16 protein-coding genes are annotated in these 19,254 nt (G+C 67.3%); 6 read left to right on the top strand and 10 right to left on the bottom strand.

Annotated features, from left to right (window positions below):
* Nucleotides 1-18: 18 nt before the first annotated feature.
* The 8 genes from OSH07_RS18840 to OSH07_RS18805 form a co-directional block, all read right to left on the bottom strand.
* Nucleotides 19-771, bottom strand: a complete 753-nt coding sequence (locus tag OSH07_RS18840) for a DUF6065 family protein (protein WP_266340223.1) — start codon at nucleotides 769-771, stop codon at nucleotides 19-21.
* Nucleotides 772-1,072: 301 nt separating this feature from the next.
* A complete protein-coding gene (locus OSH07_RS18835) occupies nucleotides 1,073-1,594 on the bottom strand; it encodes a GNAT family N-acetyltransferase (RefSeq protein WP_266340222.1) in 522 nt (173 codons plus the stop codon).
* 138 nt (nucleotides 1,595-1,732) lie between these two features.
* On the bottom strand, nucleotides 1,733-3,139 hold the full coding sequence (locus tag OSH07_RS18830) for an NAD(P)(+) transhydrogenase (Re/Si-specific) subunit beta (protein WP_266340221.1): 1,407 nt from the start codon (nucleotides 3,137-3,139) through the stop codon (nucleotides 1,733-1,735).
* 10 nt (nucleotides 3,140-3,149) lie between these two features.
* The gene (locus OSH07_RS18825; RefSeq protein WP_266340220.1) at nucleotides 3,150-3,641 is read right to left on the bottom strand and encodes a proton-translocating transhydrogenase family protein; all 492 of its coding nucleotides are present in this window, start codon (nucleotides 3,639-3,641) and stop codon (nucleotides 3,150-3,152) included.
* A 2-nt stretch (nucleotides 3,642-3,643) separates the two neighbouring features.
* Complete coding sequence (locus tag OSH07_RS18820; protein ID WP_266340219.1) at nucleotides 3,644-4,843, bottom strand: Re/Si-specific NAD(P)(+) transhydrogenase subunit alpha; 1,200 nt, start codon at nucleotides 4,841-4,843, stop codon at nucleotides 3,644-3,646.
* A gap of 102 nt (nucleotides 4,844-4,945) precedes the next feature.
* On the bottom strand, nucleotides 4,946-5,056 hold the full coding sequence (locus OSH07_RS18815; protein WP_266340218.1) for an aa3-type cytochrome c oxidase subunit IV: 111 nt from the start codon (nucleotides 5,054-5,056) through the stop codon (nucleotides 4,946-4,948).
* 152 nt (nucleotides 5,057-5,208) lie between these two features.
* Nucleotides 5,209-6,564 (bottom strand): ABC1 kinase family protein, encoded by a 1,356-nt coding sequence (locus OSH07_RS18810; protein ID WP_266340217.1) that lies wholly within the window; start codon nucleotides 6,562-6,564, stop codon nucleotides 5,209-5,211.
* A gap of 248 nt (nucleotides 6,565-6,812) precedes the next feature.
* Nucleotides 6,813-7,640: an oxidoreductase gene (locus OSH07_RS18805; RefSeq protein ID WP_266340344.1), complete on the bottom strand. Its 828-nt coding sequence runs from the start codon at nucleotides 7,638-7,640 to the stop codon at nucleotides 6,813-6,815.
* A gap of 81 nt (nucleotides 7,641-7,721) precedes the next feature.
* Between OSH07_RS18805 and OSH07_RS18800 the strand changes: the two genes are divergently transcribed.
* Together OSH07_RS18800 and OSH07_RS18795 are read left to right on the top strand one after the other, a co-directional pair.
* The gene (locus OSH07_RS18800) at nucleotides 7,722-8,648 is read left to right on the top strand and encodes an AraC family transcriptional regulator (RefSeq protein WP_420909657.1); all 927 of its coding nucleotides are present in this window, start codon (nucleotides 7,722-7,724) and stop codon (nucleotides 8,646-8,648) included.
* Between the two features lie 233 nt (nucleotides 8,649-8,881).
* Nucleotides 8,882-10,768, top strand: coding sequence for an ABC transporter ATP-binding protein (locus OSH07_RS18795; protein ID WP_266340215.1), 1,887 nt, complete (start codon nucleotides 8,882-8,884; stop codon nucleotides 10,766-10,768).
* A gap of 289 nt (nucleotides 10,769-11,057) precedes the next feature.
* Here the strand turns inward: OSH07_RS18795 and OSH07_RS18790 are convergent, their stop codons facing one another.
* On the bottom strand, nucleotides 11,058-12,890 hold the full coding sequence (locus OSH07_RS18790) for a M3 family oligoendopeptidase (protein ID WP_266340214.1): 1,833 nt from the start codon (nucleotides 12,888-12,890) through the stop codon (nucleotides 11,058-11,060).
* A gap of 226 nt (nucleotides 12,891-13,116) precedes the next feature.
* Here OSH07_RS18790 and OSH07_RS18785 point away from each other — a divergent pair, with 226 nt between their 5' ends.
* The 4 genes from OSH07_RS18785 to OSH07_RS18770 all read left to right on the top strand — a co-directional run bounded on the left by OSH07_RS18785 (nucleotide 13,117) and on the right by OSH07_RS18770 (nucleotide 18,894).
* Nucleotides 13,117-14,604, top strand: coding sequence for a sigma-54-dependent transcriptional regulator (locus tag OSH07_RS18785; protein WP_266340213.1), 1,488 nt, complete (start codon nucleotides 13,117-13,119; stop codon nucleotides 14,602-14,604).
* A 97-nt stretch (nucleotides 14,605-14,701) separates the two neighbouring features.
* A complete protein-coding gene (locus OSH07_RS18780; protein ID WP_266340212.1) occupies nucleotides 14,702-16,378 on the top strand; it encodes a L,D-transpeptidase family protein in 1,677 nt (558 codons plus the stop codon).
* 381 nt (nucleotides 16,379-16,759) lie between these two features.
* Nucleotides 16,760-18,418 (top strand): peptidoglycan L,D-endopeptidase MepK, encoded by a 1,659-nt coding sequence (locus OSH07_RS18775; protein ID WP_266340343.1) that lies wholly within the window; start codon nucleotides 16,760-16,762, stop codon nucleotides 18,416-18,418.
* A gap of 302 nt (nucleotides 18,419-18,720) precedes the next feature.
* Nucleotides 18,721-18,894, top strand: coding sequence for a hypothetical protein (locus tag OSH07_RS18770; protein ID WP_266340211.1), 174 nt, complete (start codon nucleotides 18,721-18,723; stop codon nucleotides 18,892-18,894).
* Nucleotides 18,895-18,960: 66 nt separating this feature from the next.
* Here OSH07_RS18770 and OSH07_RS18765 read toward each other — a convergent pair whose 3' ends face one another.
* Nucleotides 18,961-19,212, bottom strand: coding sequence for a DUF2312 domain-containing protein (locus OSH07_RS18765; protein ID WP_029076691.1), 252 nt, complete (start codon nucleotides 19,210-19,212; stop codon nucleotides 18,961-18,963).
* Nucleotides 19,213-19,254 lie beyond the last annotated feature (42 nt).

The following is a 19,254-nucleotide window of genomic DNA, read 5'->3' as shown; positions in this document are numbered from 1 at the left end:
TGAAGCTCGCCGGGCGCCTCATCCTCCGTCGCCATCCGGCTTTTCCTTGAAGGGCTTCAACCGAAGCCGGGTCAGGTGATCCGAGGGCGCCGCCGATTCGTCGAAGACGTCGGTGCCGCGCCGATAGTTCCCCGGCCATTTCTGTCGCCGCTCCGGCGAATCGGGATCCTTCAACGCTGCCTGGAACCCTCTGCGGCGCGCGAGCCATTCATCGATATAGGCGGCCAGCTCCGGCTCGTCGGAAAGCCGGCGCTTCTCCGGCTCGAAGTTTTCCAATTCGCCGCGCTTCACCGGAAAGACCTGGCACAGCGGCTGGCCCTTCTTGAAGCGCACGGCGAAATTCGGACGCGTCAGTTGCCAGTTCATCGAGATGATGGTGGTGGCCCAGTCCATCTCCACGATGCCGGCGAGCGGCGCCACGCCGTCGATCGGGTTGTTCGGCGGCGCCTGGACGTAGAGGTCGTAGCCCGGCTCGGTGCGGAACACCGCCGGCAATTTGTAGGTGATGATCCCGCTCCCGAAGAAGCTCAGGATCTGGCCGTTCGAATCCTCGTCCTCGAGGATGGCCACGCCGTCCTTGTGGCCGCCGCCGTTCCAGATCGCGGTGAAACTGACCGGCGAGAGGATCTCCCAGCCGTGCATATTGGCCATCAGTAGCGGCAGGCAGCCATAGGCGTAACGTTCGAAATACGCGTCCATCCACGCGCGATTCGGGCGCGCCGGCCGGATGTCCAGTTCGTGGCCATCCATGACATAGGCGATGAGCTTCATGCTGGCCGATCATTTTCGCCAAGTTCAATCCCCGATGGCCTGGGGCCACCGGGTTCGACACAATCCGGCCCGTCACGGCGACGGACCGTGTGTCCCGTACTAGGTCGGCGACCAGATCACCGGCGACGTAAGGGCCACGATCGGGCCGATCTTGGAACGCTTGATAAGGACAGGCGGAACATAGGTCTTGCGGTCGGACATCAGTAGAGCCCCGTTGCTTGTGAATCGCCCCCGCAGCGAGACTGAACAATTGATTCCGCAGCGTCAATCCAAGTTCGGCAATGACGCCGTCTTCCCGTCTTCAGACCTCCGGCGCGGACGGCTCCATATCCAGCACCAGCAGGATCTCGTCGTGGAAGACGCCGTCGACGAAAAGAGCGCGCGGCAGCCGGCCGATCTGGCGGAAACCGAGGCTCTCATAAAGCGCGAGTGCGAATTGATTACCGACCGTTACCCCCGCCTCCATCACCAGCGCATGCTGGCTCGCATGGCCGATGACCGCCTCGACCAGCCGGCGCGCAAGGCCGCGCCCGCGCTGCTCCTTCGCGACGAAGACGCCCCAGAGCAGGCCGCGATGGCGTCGCTTGGGGCCCGACTGTGGGTGGAAGCCGGCCATGCCGACCATCGCCCCGTCCTCGAACGCAGCGAAGACGGCGCTGGCGCCCGCGAGTCGCGCCAGCAGCGCGGCCTCGGAGAGCGCCGAGTCCTCCTCATAGCTGGAGCCGAACGCCGTCGGCGTATCCAGCAGCGCCCGAAGACGCAGCGCGCGAAAGCCCTCGACATCCCCGGCCTGGAGCCGGCGGACCGTCACGTCGGAGCCCATCGGTTCTCCCCTCTCCCATGATCCCGCGCAGGGAACGGATATTCCGGGCGCCACGCAAGCCCCCGGTGACGGGAAGTCCCCGGAAACAAAAAGGCCGCCCCGAGGGCGGCCTCTTCGTATTCCTTGGCCGGCCGGCGATCAGTCGAGCGACTTGACGATGCTTTCGACCATCTTCTTCGCGTCGGCGAAGAGCATCATCGTGTTGTCCTTGAAGAACAGCTCGTTCTCGACGCCGGCATAGCCGGAACCCATGCCGCGCTTGATGAACAGCACCGTGCCGGCCTTCTCGACGTCGAGGATCGGCATGCCGAAGATCGGCGAGGTCGGGTCGGTCTTGGCGGCCGGGTTGGTGACGTCGTTGGCGCCGATGACGAAGGCGACGTCGGCCTGGGCGAACTCCGAATTGATGTCCTCGAGCTCGAAGACCTCGTCATACGGCACGTTCGCCTCGGCCAGCAGCACGTTCATGTGGCCCGGCATGCGGCCCGCCACCGGGTGGATGGCATACTTGACCTCGACGCCTTCCGCCTTGAGCTTGTCGGCCATTTCGCGCAGCGCGTGCTGCGCCTGCGCCACCGCCATGCCGTAGCCCGGCACGATGATGACCTTGGAGGCGTTCTTCATGATGAAGGCGGCGTCCTCGGCCGAACCCTGCTTGACCGGACGCTGCTCGACCGCGCCGCCCGAAGCCGCTCCCGCCGTCTCGCCACCGAAGCCGCCGAGGATGACGGAGATGAACGAGCGGTTCATGCCCTTGCACATGATGTAGGACAGGATCGCGCCCGACGAGCCGACCAGCGCGCCGGTGATGATCAGCGCGGTGTTGCCGAGCGTGAAGCCGATGCCGGCCGCGGCCCAGCCCGAATAGGAGTTCAGCATCGACACGACGACGGGCATGTCGGCGCCGCCGATCGGGATGATGATCAGGCCGCCGAGCACCAGCGAGACCAGCACGATCAGCCAGAAGACCAGGTGGCTCTCGGTGAAGACGAGCGCGACGATCAGCACCACCAGCAGGATGGCGAGGCCGGCGTTCATCAGATGCCGGGCCGGCAGCAGGATCGGCTTGCCCGACATGTTGCCGTTGAGCTTGGCGAAGGCGATGACCGAGCCGGTGAAGGTGATCGCACCGATCGCGACGCCGAGCGACATCTCGACCAGCGCCTGGCCGTGGATGTGGCCGATGTCGCCAATGCCGAAGGCGGCGGGCGCATAGAGGGCGGCGGCGGCCACCATCACGGCGGCGAGGCCGACCAGCGAGTGGAAGGCGGCGACCAGCTGCGGCATCGCCGTCATGGCGATGCGGCGGGCGATGACGGCGCCGACGCCGCCGCCGATGGCGAGGCCGAGGATGATCATGCCCCAGGCGGAGGCGCTCTTCGGCGCGGCGAGCACGAGGGTCGTGACGATCGCGATCCCCATGCCGACCATGCCGTAGAGATTGCCCTGGCGCGAGGTGGCCGGGCTCGAGAGGCCCCGGAGCGCCATGATGAACAGGACGCCGGAGACGAGGTAGAGCAGCGCCGTGATATTTGCGGTTGTCATCGGCGCGGCCTCACTTCGTCTTCTTCTTGTACATGGCAAGCATGCGACTGGTTACGAGGAAGCCGCCGAAGATGTTGACGCTGGCGAGGATGAGGGCGACGAAGCCGAAGCCCTGCGCCCAGGCATGGCCGGAGGCCGCGGCCGCATCGACCGCCGCGTCGACGCCGACCGCGAGCAGCGCGCCGACGACGATCACCGAGGAGATCGCGTTGGTGACGGACATCAGCGGCGTGTGCAGCGCCGGCGTGACGGACCAGACGACGTAGTAGCCGACGAAGATCGCCAGCACGAAGACGGAGAGGCGGAAGACGAAGGGGTCGATGGCCCCGCCGGAAACCGCATGAGCGACGGCGCCGGCGGCATCGCCGAGACCGCCGGCCGCCTGCTCGGCATAGATCTGCGCGGCGGCGGCGGCTTCCTGCGCGGCGCTCGCCGCGGCGCTCGCGGCGTCGGCGGCGGACTTGGCGGCACTGGCCGCCTGGTCGGGCGTAAGACTTGCCATGATCAGCTGGCCCCCTGCTCAGCAACGAGAATTGGCTTCGGCTCTTCGACCGGCGCTTCCTTGGGCGCTTCCTTGGGCTTGAACGCCGGATGCACGACGGCGCCGTCGCGCGTCAGCACGGTCGCCTTGACCAGTTCGTCGTCCCAGTTGACGGCGACGGTCTTCGACGCCTTGTCGATCAGCGTCTCGACGAAGGCATAGAGGTTCTTGGCGTAGAGCTGCGAGGCGGTGGCGGCGATGCGACCGGCGACGTTCAGGTGGCCGACGATCTTCTTGCCGTCGACGACCGTGACCTCGCCGGGCTTGGCGCCCTCGACATTGCCGCCGCGCTCGACCGCGAGGTCGATCAGCACCGAACCCGGCTTCATCGAGGCGACCATGGCGGCCGAGACCAGGCGCGGCGCGGCGCGGCCGGGGATCAGGGCCGTCGTGATGACGATGTCCTGCTTCTTGATGTGCTCGGCGACGAGCGCCGCCTGCTTGGCCTGGTATTCCGCCGACATCGGCTTGGCGTAGCCGGCGGCGGTCTCGGCCTGCTTGAACTCGTCGTCCTCGACGGCGACGAACTTGGCGCCGAGGCTCTCGACCTGCTCCTTGGCGGCGGGACGCACGTCGGTCGCGGTCACCACGGCGCCGAGGCGGCGGGCGGTGGCGATCGCCTGCAGGCCGGCGACGCCGGCGCCCATGACGAAGACGCGGGCGGCCGGCACGGTGCCGGCGGCGGTCATCATCATCGGCAAGGCGCGATCATATTCGGCGGCCGCGTCGATGACGGCCTGGTAGCCGGCGAGGTTCGCCTGGCTGGACAGCACGTCCATCACCTGGGCGCGGGTGATGCGCGGCATGAACTCCATGGCGATGGCGGTGACGCCGGCGCCGGCGATTGCCGCGACCGCGTCCTCATGGCCATAGGGATCCATGGTGGCGACGACCAGCGCGCCCTTCCTGTAGGCGGGGAGTTCCTCGGCCTGCGGTCGGCGGACCTTCAGCACGACGTCGGCGTCGCGCACGGCCTCGGCGGCGTCCGCGGCGATCGTCGCCCCGGCGGCGGCATACTCCGCGTCGGGAATGCGCGAGGCCAATCCCGCGCCGGACTGCACCGAAACCTCGGCGCCCAGCGCGATAAACTTCTTCACGGTCTCAGGCGTCGCGGCGACGCGGCTTTCCAGCCCGTCAACCTCCGCCGGCACACCAATCTTCATGGCGTATCCCTTTGGCACGGCGGGGGTCATCGGCACACCCGCGCAGTCAAGTCACTCGGGTATTGCTGCATCCGGAGATGGCCGGATGGCCTCTATCAGAACTCAGAGCAGGAAGATTGCCATGAGAACGAGGACCACGACGCAGGCGATCGTGCCGTATTTGGTAAGGCCGGTGAAGAAAGCGTAGGTTCTCTCGTGCTCAGCGTAGTCCATCGGGCTTTCGGCCATGTTGTCTCAATCCTCCAGCGGAACCAAACGTGTTCGGCGTTTACAACACTTGGCCGGGGCGGGCAATCCGGCATCGCCGCACTGCGGCAGGACGCGGCAGTCCGGCGCTGCGGGCGCCCAGAGCCGCCGCCTCCCGATCAGGCCAATCCGACCCCGCCGAGCGCCGCCTTCTGGCGGTAATCGAGCATCTCGCGGTCGAATCCCTCGATCGTCTCGGCAAACAGGCGGTGAAAATTCATTTCCGCCTTCAAGTGCAGGAACACCGAGCCGAGACCGACCGCCGCGCGGTCCATGAAGACGAATTCGCGCGGCACCGTCACCGGCCCCTTCTCGCGCAGCACCTGGTGCACTTGGAACGCCTCGCGCCGTCCATATTCCGACGGCGCGACGCCATCGGCGATGGTGCGGACGCGATCGTCGATCAGCGGCCCGTAGATGAAGCGGGCCCAGATGTTCAAGGCCTCGATCAGTTCGTTCGATAGCCCGCCGAAGCCCCACACCTCATAGGCCGAGACGATGCGGTCGCGGTCGTTGTCGCGCAGGCCGTGGAACAGGTCGACGACGCCGGCGACGAACGGCGCCGGGAAGATGCGGACGCAGCCATAGTCGAGCAGGTTGATGCCGGCCGCCTCGCCGGCGCCGTTCTCGAACACCGTGTAGTTGCCGAGATGCGGGTCGCCATGGATGACGCCGTATCGGGCGAAGGGGGACCACCAGGCATTGAACATGGCGGTGGCGATGCGGTTGCGTTCCTCCAGCGAGCGGTCGCGATAGTCGAGCAGCCTCTTGCCGTCGAGCCATTCGAGCGCCAGCAGCCGGTTGGTCGACAGCCGAGGCTCCACTTCCGGGACGCGGACCAGCGTCTCGCCGTCGAGCATGATCTTGTAGAGCAGCGCATGCCGCGCCTCGCGGCCATAGTCGAGCTCCTCGCGGATGCGCGTGCCGATCTCCTCGTAGATCTCGCTGGTGTCGATCGCCTTGTCGATGCGGCGATAGACGGAAAGCAGGATCTTCAACTGCGCCAGGTCGGCCTCGACCGCCGACTGCATGTCCGGATATTGCAGCTTCATCGCCAGCGCCTTGCCGTCCCTGGCGATCGCCCGATGCACCTGGCCGAGCGAAGCGGCGGCGGCCGGCTGATGCTCGAACAGCTGGAAGCGCTTTTCCCAGCTCGCGCCGAGTTCGGCCTGCATGCGCCGCTTCACGAAGGGCCAGCCCATCGGCGGCGCGTTCGCCTGCAATTGCGACAGTTCCTCGGCATATTCGGGTGGCACGAGGTCCGGCACGGTGGAGAGGATCTGGCCGACCTTCATCAGCGGCCCCTTGAGCCCGCCGAGGGCGGCGGCCAGTTCCGACGCGTTCTTGTTCTTGTCGAGCGAGCCGCCGAACAGGCGCGCCCCCGCCACCTTGGCCGCGACCCCGCCGACATTGACGCCGACGCGGGCATAGCGCGACAGGCGGCCGGTGAGACGGTTGCGTTCGGAATCGGACATGGGCGGCTCTCTTCTCGGGCGTTCGGCGAGCGCCCTCACAAGACGGACGTGCCGGACGGAGGCACGCGGCGACGGGAATCGATCGGACCCAGCCTAAGATGCGATCCCTTGCGCCGCACGCAAGCGCCGGCTCACCAAAGAGCCCGCGCTACTCCGTCGCTGGCGGAAGATCGTCCCGGATCCAGCAGGCATTCCTTTGGCTCAGAAGGTCCGCGCTCCGCGCCACCGGATGCGAGTTCCCACCCTCGTCAGCCGTCCGTGGACAAGCTGACCGCCTTCCAGGCCTCGATTTCCTGCTGAAGCCGCTCGATCCTCGCCGACACGAGCCGGACGGCATCGCTGCCGAGCAGAAGCTGCGGCGGTGGATTTCCGGATTGCACCAGGGTCAGAACGGCATCGGCCAGCTTTTCCGGATCGCCCAGCTGCCTGCCGCTGACGGCCTGCCTGGTTTCCCGGATCGGGTTGAACTGCGCGTCGTAGTCGGCGATCGACCTTTCCGTGCGCACCATCGATCGTCCCGCCCAGTCCGTCCGGAAGGAACCCGGGCAAAGGGTCGTGACGTGAACGCCGAACGGCGCCATTTCCATGCGCATCACTTCCGATATGCCCTGGAGCGCGAACTTGCTGCCGCAGTAATAGGCGATGCCGGGCATGGTGATCATGCCGCCCATCGATGTGACGTTGACGATGAAGCCGCTGCGGCGCTCGCGGAATCGCGGCAGAAACGCCTTGGCGACGGCGACGGCGCCGAAAACGTTGACGTCGAACTGTCGCCGCATCTCTTCGAGCGGCGACTCCTCCAGCACCCCCTCATGGCCGTAACCGGCGTTGTTGATCAGGACATCGACGGGCCCGTGCTCGTCCTCCGCCTCACGAACGACATCCGGGATGCGGTCGAAGTCCGTCACGTCGCAAAGCACGGGACGGACGTCCGGCACGGCATCGGCCAGCACCGCGCGGGCGGTCTCCGAGCGCACGGTTCCGATCACCTTGTGGCCAGACAAGGCCGCGGCGGATGCGATCGTCAGGCCGAAACCGGAATTGGCGCCGGTGATGAAGAAGGTTCTAGATGACATGGTCGGCAAACTTCCTTGCTGAGGCACTTGATTGACCGATAATATGGATCGTGTGCCTCGACGACGGCATATCCTCTTGGTTTGTTGCCGAATCCTATGAACCGAGAAAACGAGCCGCCCAATCGGCGCGCCCTGGTGGCGATGGCGGGCCTGCTTGCGCCCCAGCACGGTTACAACCCGACCGCGCTCAAGGGTGTCCGCATCCTCCGCACCGAAGCCGTGCTGCAGGACATCCCGGTCCTCTACGAGCCCGGCGCCGTATTCGTGCTGCAGGGAAGCAAGCGGGGCATCCTGGACGGCGAGGTCTTCCAGTATGACGAAGACCACTATCTGGCCGTTTCCGTGCCCGTCCCGTTCCGGATGGATTCGCTCGCCAGCCCGGAACGGCCGCTGATCGCGCTCTATGTCGATTTCGACATGCAGCTGGCTGGCGAGATCGCCATGCAACTGGAGGGGCACGGCGCCCGGTTGACCGACAGGCCGCGGGGCCTCGTTTCGAGCCGGATGGCCCCCGACCTGGAGGACGTGCTGCTGCGCCTCCTGAAGGCGCTCGGCAACGCCGTCGAGGTGGACGTGCTGGGAGCGGGCCTCCTGCGCGAGCTGCATTACCGCGTTCTGATCGGCCCGCAAGGCGGCGCGATGATCGCGGCGCTCCGACAAAATAACGCGGCCGGCAAGGTCTTTCAGAGCCTGGCCTGGTTGCGGAACAATTTTGGGACCGAGATCTCGGTCCCCGATCTGGCCGGCGCGGTCGGCATGAGCGTTCCGTCCTATCACGCCCATTTCAAGGGCATGACGGGCACCAGCCCGATGCAGTACGTGAAGGCCATGCGACTGCACGAGGCCAGGCTGATGATCGCTCGACAAAGCCGGACGATCGCGGATGTCTCGGCTTCCGTCGGCTATGCGAGCTCCGCCCAGTTCAGCCGGGACTTCAAACGCCATTTCGGACGCACGGCGTCGGAAGAGGCCAAGTGGGTGCGCCGTCACCTGGGCGAAATCGCCTGACCGCCGGACAGCACGGACAAGGTCGGGTGCACGTGCGCGGCCGCCCAGCGGCAGTTCGGGACGGCCAGTGCCGAAAAGCCACGAACGGCCGGTTTCGGCCGGACCGGCATTGCCGGGCGGGGGGCGCAGGGCCATAGTGCCGCCTCGTCCAGCGAAAGCCCGGGAGCCTCCGATGAGAACCTTCATGTCCAGCCAGAAAGGAGTTTTTGAAATTTACCAGGACATGACGTTCCATGCTTATCCGTTCTCCGGAACCGCAGACACGCGACGACGCCCCTAGCCCCGGCGAGCCCTCTCCTCCTCCGACCGCGCCGATCACGCGCACCCGGCGCGCCGCATCGCTGTCGGAAGATCCGAACGAGGCCTCGACGCCGCGGCTGACGCGCGCGCGGCTCGCGAAGCTGCTCGGCTATTACCGGCCCTATCTGCCGCTGCTGGCGCTCGACCTCGCCTGCGCCGTGCTGATCTCGGTGACGGCTCTGCTGCTGCCGCTCTGCGCCAACCATGTGACCCGCCTCCTCCTCGGCGCCGACGATCCCTCGGCGACGCTGCCGACCATCTACGCCATGGGCGGGCTGATGCTGGCGCTCCTCGCCGTGCAGGCCTTCGCGACCCTCTTCGTCGACTATCAGGGCCACATGATGGGCGCGAAGATGGAGGCGGCGCTGCGCCGCGAGCTCTTCGCCCACTGCCAGAGGCTTTCCTTCAGCTTCTACGACCGCCAGCGCGTCGGCCAGTTGATGAGCCGCGTCACGCACGACCTGTTCGATGTCGGCGAGCTCTACCACCACGGGCCGGAGGACCTCGCCATCGCCGTCCTCAAATTCGCCGGCGTGACGGCGATCCTGTTCACGCTCGACGTTCCGCTCGCGTGGATGATCCTCGCCTTCATCCCGCCGGCGGCCTTCTACGCGCTCCATTTCAACAGCCGCGTCAACGCGGCGATGCTGCAGGTGAAGGAGCGGGTCGGCGGCGTCAGCGAGCGGGTCGAGGATTCGCTCGCCGGCATCCGCGTCGTGCAATCCTTCGCCAACGAGGCGCTCGAGAACCGGCGCTTCGACGTCGCGAACCGGGACTTCCTCGAAGGCAGGCGCATCGGCTATCGCAGCGAGGCCTTTCTTTGGTCCGGCACCACGGTATTCCCGCAGATCGTGACGGTGATGGTGATCGTCGCCGGCGCGGTCCGCGTGGCGCAGGGCGCGCTCGGCGTCGCGGAACTCCTCACCTTCCTGCTCTGCGTCGCCGTGCTGGTCGACCCGGTCGACCGCCTCGCCAATCTCGCCCGGCTCTGGCAGAGCGGCTTCACCGGCTTCGTCCGCGTGATGGAGATCTTCGAGACGGAGCCGGACATAAGGGACAGGCTAGGTGCCATCGCGCTCGGCCGGGCGAAGGGAGCGATCACCTTCGAGACGGTCGGCTTCCGCTACGAGGAGGACGGCCCGCATGTGCTGAAGAACCTGTCGCTTTCGATCCGGCCGGGCGAGTTCGTGGCGCTCGTCGGCGCCTCGGGCGCGGGAAAGAGCTCGCTCTGCGCGCTGATCCCGCGCTTCTACGACGTTACGGAAGGGCGGATCCTCGTCGACGGCATCGACATCCGCGACATCCGGCTCGACGCGCTCCGGCGCAATGTCGGCATCGTGCAGCAGGACGTCTACCTGTTCGCGGGAACGGTGATGGAAAACCTCCGCTACGGCCGGCCCGACGCCACCGACGCCGAGGTCGAGGCGGCGGCGCGGGCGGCGAACGCGCATGACTTCATCCGGGCGCTGCCGGACGGCTATGCCAGCGACATCGGCCAGCGCGGCGTGAAGCTCTCGGGCGGCCAGAAGCAGCGCCTCACCATCGCCCGCGCCATCCTGAAGGACGCGCCGATCCTGATCTTCGACGAGGCGACCAGCGCGCTCGACAACGAGAGCGAACGGGCCGTGCAGCAGGCGCTGCTGTCGCTGGCGAAATCCCGCACGACGCTCGTCATCGCCCACCGCCTGTCGACGGTGCAGCGCGCCGATCGCATCCTGGTGCTGACGGAGACAGGGATCACAGAGGAAGGCAGCCACGAGGAACTGATCGCCGCCAACGGCGCCTATGCCCGGCTCTACCGGGCGCAGGCGAGCCTGTAGACGAACTACGCTGCGCCGGTAACGGCGCGGCGTACCACTCTCCGCACGCCTCGCTCCATCCATCCCCTCCCCACCCTCGCCGTCATCCCGAACGAAGCGCAGCGGCGATCCGGGATCCATTCAGGCAGCGACGCGGGAACTTGGCTCGGCGGTCAATGTGAAAACCCCGCGAACCCGGCTGCATGGATCCCCGCCTTCGCGGGGATGACGGCGCGTGAGGCATACGAAAAAGCCCGGCGCCATCCGATCAGGACAGCGCCGGGCTCGTTGTTCAGAACGACGTCAGCGACTACGCCTCCATCGCCTCCAACTCGGAGATGAAGCCTTCGAGCACCGAAAGGCCCTTCTGCCAGAAGGACGGGTCGGTGGCGTCGAGGCCGAAGGGCGCCAGAAGCTCCGAATGATGCTTGGTGCCGCCGGCCTTCAGGAGGGCGAAATACTTCTCCTGGAAGCCGCTCTCCGACTGCCGGTAGACGGCGTAGAGCGAGTTCACCAGGCAATCGCCGAAGGCATAGGCGTAGACGTAGAACGGCGAATGGATGAAGTGCGGGATGTAGGTCCAGAAGGTCTCGTAGCCGGGGCCGAGGCGGATCGCCGGGCCGAGGCTCTCGGCCTGCACCTCCATCCAGATCTCGTTCAGCCGGTCGGAAGTCAGCTCGCCCTCGCGGCGGGCGATGTGGACCTTGCGCTCGAACGAATAGAAGGCGATCTGGCGCACGACCGTGTTGATCATGTCCTCGACCTTCGAGGCGAGCATGGCCTTGCGCTGGATCGGGTCGGTCTGGCTGTCGAGCAGCGCACGGAAGGTCAGCATCTCGCCGAACACGCTGGCCGTCTCGGCGAGCGTCAGCGGCGTCGGCGCCATCAGCGCGCCCTGCGGGCCGGCCAGCACCTGGTGCACGCCATGGCCGAGCTCATGCGCCAGCGTCATCACGTCCCGCGTCTTGCCCTGGTAGTTCAGCAGCACATAGGGATGCGCCGAGGGCACGGTCGGATGCGCGAAGGCGCCCGGCGACTTGCCGGGACGGACCGGCGCGTCGATCCAGTTCTTGTCGAAGAAATCCCTGGCGATCGACGCCATCTCGGGCGCGAAGGCGCCATAGGCGGAGAGCACGGTGTCGCGCGCCTCGGTCCAGGGGATGGTGCGGCTCGGCACCTTCGGCAGCGGCGCGTTGCGGTCCCAGTGGTCGAGCGCATCCTTGCCGAACCACTTCGCCTTCAGCTTGTAGTAGCGGTGCGACAGGCGCGGATAGGCGTCGCGCACGGCGGCGACCAGCGCGTCGACCACTTCCGGCTCGACCCGGTTGGCGAGATGGCGCGAGGCGGCGACGTCCTCGAAGCCGCGCCAGCGGTCCGAGATCTCCTTGTCCTTGGCGAGCGTGTTGGTGACCAGCGTGAACAGGCGGATGTTCTTGCCGAAGGTCACAGCCAGCGCCTCGGAGGCGGCCTTGCGCTTCGCCTCGTCCGGGTCCTGCATCAGGTTCAGCGTCGGCTCGAGCGTCAGCTCCTCGCCGTTCACGTCGAAACGCAGCGAGGCCATCGTCTCGTCGAACAGCCGGTTCCAGGCGCCGCGGCCGGTGACCGACTTCTCGTGGAAGAGCTGCTCGACGCGGTCTTCCAGCTGGTACGGCTTCTCCTTGCGGACATCCTCGATCCACGGACGGTAATGCGCGAGCGCCGGATCCGCCTGCATCGCCGCCTCGAGCACGGCGTCGTCGACGCGGTTCAGCTCCAGCGTGAAGAACAGCAGATGCGTCGAGGCGTCGGTGATCTTCTGCTGCACGTCGCCATAGAACTTGGCGCCGACCGGATCGGTGGTGTCGCCGGAATAGACGAGGCCGGCATAGGAGATGATGCGGCCGAGCAGCTCGTCGAGCGCCTCATAGGCGCGAATCGCGGCGACGAGGCCGCCGTCGCGGGCGAGACCCTCGAGCTTGCCCTTGTAGGCGGTCTCGAAGGCGACCGAATCGGCCTGCCCCTTGGCGAGATCGGCGACGAGCACCGGCGATTCCATGCCGGGATAGAGATCGGCCAGGTTCCATTCCGGCAACGGGCCGAGCGCCGCGTCGGCGGGCTGGCTGGCAAGGGCGGAACTCTTCGGGATCGCGGAGGTGAAGGACATGGAAGATCCGATAACGCGAGAAAGATTGGCTCATACTTAGGGGTCCACCCCCATCCGGATCAACCCGTCCGTCCCCGCCTCGGCGCAACGGAGTGGGGATTCGGCCGCGCCCGGCGACAGGGGTAACAGCGCGTTAACGCTGCGATCCGATCATGCCCCGACCGGCGCCCCGGCGATGTCCGACATCGCGCCGCCCTCGCCCGCCGAAACATCGTGAAGCGACGTCATGCCCGCAGAGATCCTCATCGTCGACGCCGACCCCGCCCAGCGGCGGCTTCTGGCTGCGGCGGCGAACCGGCTCGGGCACGAGGTCGAGCTGCTGGCGGATGGCCGCTCGGCGCTCGAGCGCCTCGCCGCGCCGGACGGCGGCCGCTTTGACCTGATGATCCTCGACCTCGTCCTGCCGGAACTGGACGGCCTCGGCGTGCTGGAGCGCCTGCCGCGGACCGGCCGCTCCCTGCCCGTCATCGTCCAGGCCAGGGAAAGCCGCATCGACCAGGCCGCCGCCGCGATCCGGGCCGGCGCCACGGATTTCCTGCTGAAGCCCGCCGCGCCGGAGCGGATCGAGGTGTCGATCCAGAACGCGCTCCGCCTGCGGGCGCTGGAGACGGAACTGCGGCGCGCCCGGCATTCGGCCGACGGCACGCTCGATTTCGACGACATCGTCGCCGCCAGCCCGGCGATGGACCGCGTGATCCAGCTTGGCCGGCGCGCCGCGCGCTCGCCCCTGCCGATCCTGATCGAGGGCGAGCGCGGCGTCGGCAAGGCGCGGATCGCCCGCGCCATCCATGGCTCCGGCGACCGCAAGACGAAGCCCTTCGTCGCCGTCGCCTGCGCCACGCTGGCACAGCCGCTGGCCGATTCGGTCCTGTTCGGCCTAGAGACCGGCACCGCTACGCGCCATCCTGGCAAGCTGCAGAAGGCCCAGGGCGGCACGCTGTTCCTGGATGAGATCGGCGAACTGCCGCTGGACGTACAGGCGCGCCTGGTCACGGTGCTGCAGGAAGGCGAGATCGAGCCCGTCGGCGCCCGCCGTCCGGTCAAGGTCGATATCCGCCTGATCGCGGCGACCGAGCGCGACCTGATCGCCCTCGTCAAGGAAGGCCGGTTTCGCGAGGATCTCTATTACCGCCTCAACGTCTTCCCGATCCGCGTGCCGCCGCTGCGCGACCGGCACGACGACATTCCCGAACTGATCCGGCAATTCGCCGCCCGATTCGCGGCCGAGGAGGGCAAGCGCAGCCTGCGCGGCGTCTCACCCGAGGCACTGGAGCAGCTGATGGCGCATGGCTGGCCCGGCAATGTCCGCCAGCTCGAAAACGCGATCTTTCGCGCCGTCGCGCTATCGGATGGCCCGATGCTGACGCCGGCCGAATTTCCGCAGATCGCGCTGCAAGATCCCGGCGAGGCCAACCCGGGAACGCCAATGCCGCTTGCCCCGGAAGGCGAGCCGGCGCCTCCGGCCGCGCCGGCCGTCCCGCGGCCGCAGCAGCCCGGCGTGCTCCAGGCCGTCGATGCCGGCGGCGACATCCGTCCGCTTGTCGAGATCGAGGCGGAGATGATCCGCCTCGCGCTCGACCGCTACCGTGGCCGCATGGCAACGGTGGCGCGGAAACTCGGAATCGGACGCTCGACTCTCTATCGCAAGCTCAAAGAACTCGGCATTGCCGAGGGGGGCGAAGAAACCACCGTCCGCAAAATAGCGGCAGAGTGACGTGGATCGCAGCGCGGTCCACGCAGTTGATGTTTATGGGTGCCAGGCACCAACCGCGACGGGTTCGCCCCGGGACGGCTCGATAGGTTCGGAAGTCATGAAGGGTTCGGGCAAGATGTTGTTGAAGGCGAAGGCACTCCTGACGGGCGTGGCTCTGATCGGCCTCTCGGTCGGATCGGCCCATGCCTACCTGCCGGAAGGCAAGACGTTTCGCGAGCGCGCCGGAAGCGCCGCGAGCCTCGCGCTTGCCGATGTCGCCAGCGACCCGGCCGCCCGCGCCCTGAAGGCCCTGCTCTCCGAGCCGCAGGCCAAGGCCTCGTTCAACGACAAGCGCGACCGCGCCGCCATGGTCGAGTTCTACGCCGAGCGCGACTACCAGCCGGTCTGGATGGTCAATGGCGTCTACACCGCCCAGGCCCGCAAGATCATGGCCCGGATCGCCGCCGCCGCCGAGGACGGACTCGATCCCGCCGCCTACAAGCTGCCGCCGGCCGCGATCGGCGCGACCACGCCGGCCGGCCCCGACATCGCCGCTTCCGTCGACCTGCTGTTCAGCAAGGCGGTCCTCACCTATGCGCGCCAGGCCTATGCCGGCCGCCTCGATCCGTCCTCGATCGGCCAGCTGATCACGCTGAAGCCGCTCCTGCCCGATCCGATCGAGGTGCTGACCACCGTCTCGACGGCGACCGACGGCGCGGCGGCGATCGCTTCGTACAATCCGCAGCACGAGGGCTACCTCCGCCTGAAGAAGGCGCTCGCCAAGGCGCGCGGCGCCGAGAGCCCGACGGCCCATGCTCCGGTGCCGGAAGGCAAGTCGATGAAGGTCGGCCTCGCCGATCCGCGCGTGCCGCTGTTGCGCGCCCGCTTCGACCTGCCCGCCCCGAGCGAGGCGCCCGAGGTCTACGACGAGACGCTCGCCCAGGCGGTGAAGAGCTTCCAGGCCGACAAGGGTCTGACGGCCGACGGCATCGCCGGCAACGCCACGGTCGCCTTCATCAACGGCGCCGGCAAATCGAACACGGCCGAGATCATCGCCAACATGGAGCGCTGGCGCTGGATGCCGCGCGACCTCGGCCAGTTCCACATCATCGCGAACATCCCGGAATACAGCGTCCGCGTCGTCGAGGACGGCAAGGTCATCCACACCACCCGCGCCGTGGTCGGCAAGGTCACCAACCAGACCCCGATCTTCTCCGACGCGATGGAATCGATTGTCGTCAATCCGAGCTGGAACGTGCCGGCCTCGATCACGATGAAGGAAATGCTGCCGGCCGTGCGCCGCGACCCGAGCTACATGACCCGCAAGGGCTACCAGGTGCTCGCCAATGTCGACGGCAAATACCGCCCCGTCGATCCGCAGATGGTCGACTGGAGCAACGTCAACGCGCGCCAGATCATGATCCGCCAGCCGCCGGGCGACGACAACGCGCTCGGCAACGTCAAGTTCCTGTTCCCGAACGAGCACTCGGTCTATCTGCACGACACGCCGTCGAAGAGCTTCTTCAAGCGCGACGTGCGCGCGCTCAGCCATGGCTGCGTCCGCGTCCAGGATCCGCTGGAGTTCGCCGACGTGCTCCTGGCGCATCAGGGCGGCTGGTCGCCGCAGCGGCTGCGCAAGATGGTCGGCGGCAAGGAAAAGTGGATCAACCTGCCGAATCGGATCCCGATCCACCTGACCTATTTCACCGCTTTCGTCGATGATGACGGCGTCGTTCAGACCCGCCCCGACATTTATGGCTACAACGCGCGGGTGGAAAAAGCGCTCGGCCTCTGAGCCCGAAACCGGCCTCGCGCCTCGCTCGGCGGGGCAAAGCTTGTATGAATCAATCGATTGAATGTGCGAAACCGCGCAGGAAATGCTCCTGCGCGGTTTTCTTTTTGCCCCTCAAATGCCACGATCGTGCTCGACTGTTGCGAAATGACAATGCCGTGATCGGCAGGTGACCCCATACTGCCGGGGTAAAAAAGGTCGATTACGGTAAATGCTGGTTAACTCTCTTCAAGCATTCTGCCCTGTACGGGGGCCCATTTCGGGCAAGGACGCAGAAGCACATTGATTAAGCAAACCGATCCGTTCGAGCGAGACCGCAGCCTGCTGCAGCGTTGCAGCACCGCTTTGCGCATGCTCCTCGCAACAACCGTCGTTGCCGGCTCAATGGTCGTCACGGCGTCACTGGACGAAGCTGGAGCTGCAGCGGGCGACCGCGCGCTGAAGCTCCACAACGCCCACACCAACGAAACCGCGACCATCGTCTTCAAGCGCAACGGCCGATACGATCCGGCCGGCCTGAAGCAGCTCAACGTGTTCCTGCGCGACTGGCGCAAGAACGAGCCGACCAAGATGGATCCGCAGCTTTTCGACCTGATCTGGGAAGTGTACCAGCAGTCCGGATCGCGCGTTCCGATCACCGTCGTCTGCGGCTATCGTTCGCCGGCCACCAACAACATGCTGCGCTCCCGTTCCCGCGGCGTCGCCAAGCAGAGCCAGCACATGCTCGGCAAGGCGATGGACTTCTTCATTCCGGACGTCCCGCTGCCCAAGCTGCGGGCCATCGGCCTCCGCATGCAGGTCGGCGGCGTCGGCTTCTATCCGACCTCGGGCTCGCCCTTCGTCCACATGGACACGGGCAGCGTCCGTCACTGGCCGAAGATGACGCGCGAACAGCTCGTTCGGGTCTTCCCGGACGGCAAGACGCTGCATATTCCGTCCGACGGCCGGCCGCTTCCCGGCTATGAGCAGGCGCTCGCCGCCTACAAGGCCCGCAAGGCGGGCGGCGGTTCCGTCATGATGGCCAGCGCCTCGTCCGGCAAGGGCAAGTCCTGGCTCAGCCGCCTGGTCGGCAACGATTCCGTCGACGAGGACGATATCCCGGCCGCCGCGGCGACGCCGGCTCCGAAGCCGGGCAAGGCCCCGGCCGTGGATGCCGACGCCGATGCCGTCCAGGTCGCCGCCGTCGCCAAGACGGCCGAGCCGGACGCCGAGGCGATCCCGTTCGAGACCGCCTCGGCGCCGCTGCCGCGTCCCGCACCCAACCGCGAGGCGGAGACCGTCGTCGCCGTCGCCGATACCGGCGCGGAAGACGCTTTCCCGCCGGCACCGCGCCGCTCGCCGGTCGTGCGCCCGGTCATGGCTCTCGCCAGCGTCGCGCCGATCCCGCAGGCTTCGCCCATGCAGCCGACGCCGGCCTATGGCAGCGGCATCACCGATACGCTCGCGGCGCTCGAGGCGACCAGCGCGGCGAAGGCCGGCGGCCAGACCGCTGGGCAGCGCCCGGGCACGGCCGCCGACGCCATCGCCGACGCCGTCGGCAAGGGCAAACCGGCCAGCGACGCGATGATGGCCTATGCCGCGCCGCTCGCGGTCGACGACAGCACCACGGTCCACATTGACGCCGCCACGGGCGCCATCGTCGCCGGCCGCGCGAACAAGCCGGTCGCCAGGGCGTCTTCCACCGGCGCGCCCAAGCTTGCCTCGCTCGGCAATGCCGACGGCCTGCAGAACGCCGCTACCACGGCCTCGGCCGACCCGCTGGCCCGGTTGATGCCGGTCGCCTACCAGGCGTCGACCATCGAGCTCGTGACCCGCGCCGGCTCGACCCGCCAGCGCAACTACGCCAACCTGCAGATGCCGACGCCATTCTCCAGCCCGGAACTGTTCGCGGCGCCCGAGCGCTCGATCCGCCTCGGATTCGGACGGATCGCGTATGAAGGCCTCCGGACCGATCGTTTCGCCGGCCCGCTGGTGCATCAGCTCCGCACGCAGGAATTCGCCTCGCTCGACCCGATCGGACGGACGGCCTTCCTGAAGCGCTGACCGCGCCGGAATTCAAGACATGCAAGAGCGCCGCGGCGGCAAGCCGCGGCGCTTTTTCTTTTTCCGTTGCAGCGACTTGAGCGAGGCGCCCGAAGCGGGACGCGCCGAAGCAACACGCCTGCGGACGCGGTCGTGACCGGACGGCTGGAGAGATACAGGGGCTCGATCAGGACGTTGGGAAAGTCGGTCGCCGGCGGCACCGGGGAGGCAGTCACGACCGCGTCAAAATGGCGGCGGACCCTGTCGATCCGCGCAGCGGGCTGATATAGCCTTGGGCGCCCCCAACCAAGGAAGCGAGCGCCATGACCGAAACCAACGACCGCTTCAAGAAGGCCCCCCGCCGGGCCAAGGCCCCGGTCAAGCGGGTCGCCCTCTCGGCGGAAGCCCGGCAGGCCTACGAGGACCTGGTGCGCACGCGCGACGAACGCGACCGCACCTATGGCCAGCACCTGCCGACCGACAACAAGGGCAAGTAGCCCTCCCGCGAGCCCGGCGTCCGATCGGAGCGGCGCTCCGATCGACCCGTCAGGCAGCCCGGCCGCTCAGACCATGCCGAGGGCGTTCTTGTAGAGTTCGAGGATCGCCTCTTCCTCTTCACGCTCGTTGGCGTCCTTCTTCCGAAGCGCCACGATCTTGCGCAGCGCCTTGGTGTCGTAGCCATTGGCCTTCGCTTCGCCGTAGACGTCCTTGATGTCGTCGGCGATCGCCTTCTTCTCTTCCTCGAGCCGCTCGATCCGCTCGACAATGGACCTGAGCTGGGCAGCGGCTATGCCCTGGACTTCATCTTCAGCCATGGTGGGGAACCTCAAAAGATTGGCGACAGGCGAGCGTGAGTG

The sequence above is a fragment of the Kaistia nematophila genome, from assembly GCF_026343855.1.
Classification (GTDB): domain Bacteria; phylum Pseudomonadota; class Alphaproteobacteria; order Rhizobiales; family Kaistiaceae; genus Kaistia; species Kaistia nematophila.
This window is presented reverse-complemented; position numbering and strand designations above follow the sequence as displayed.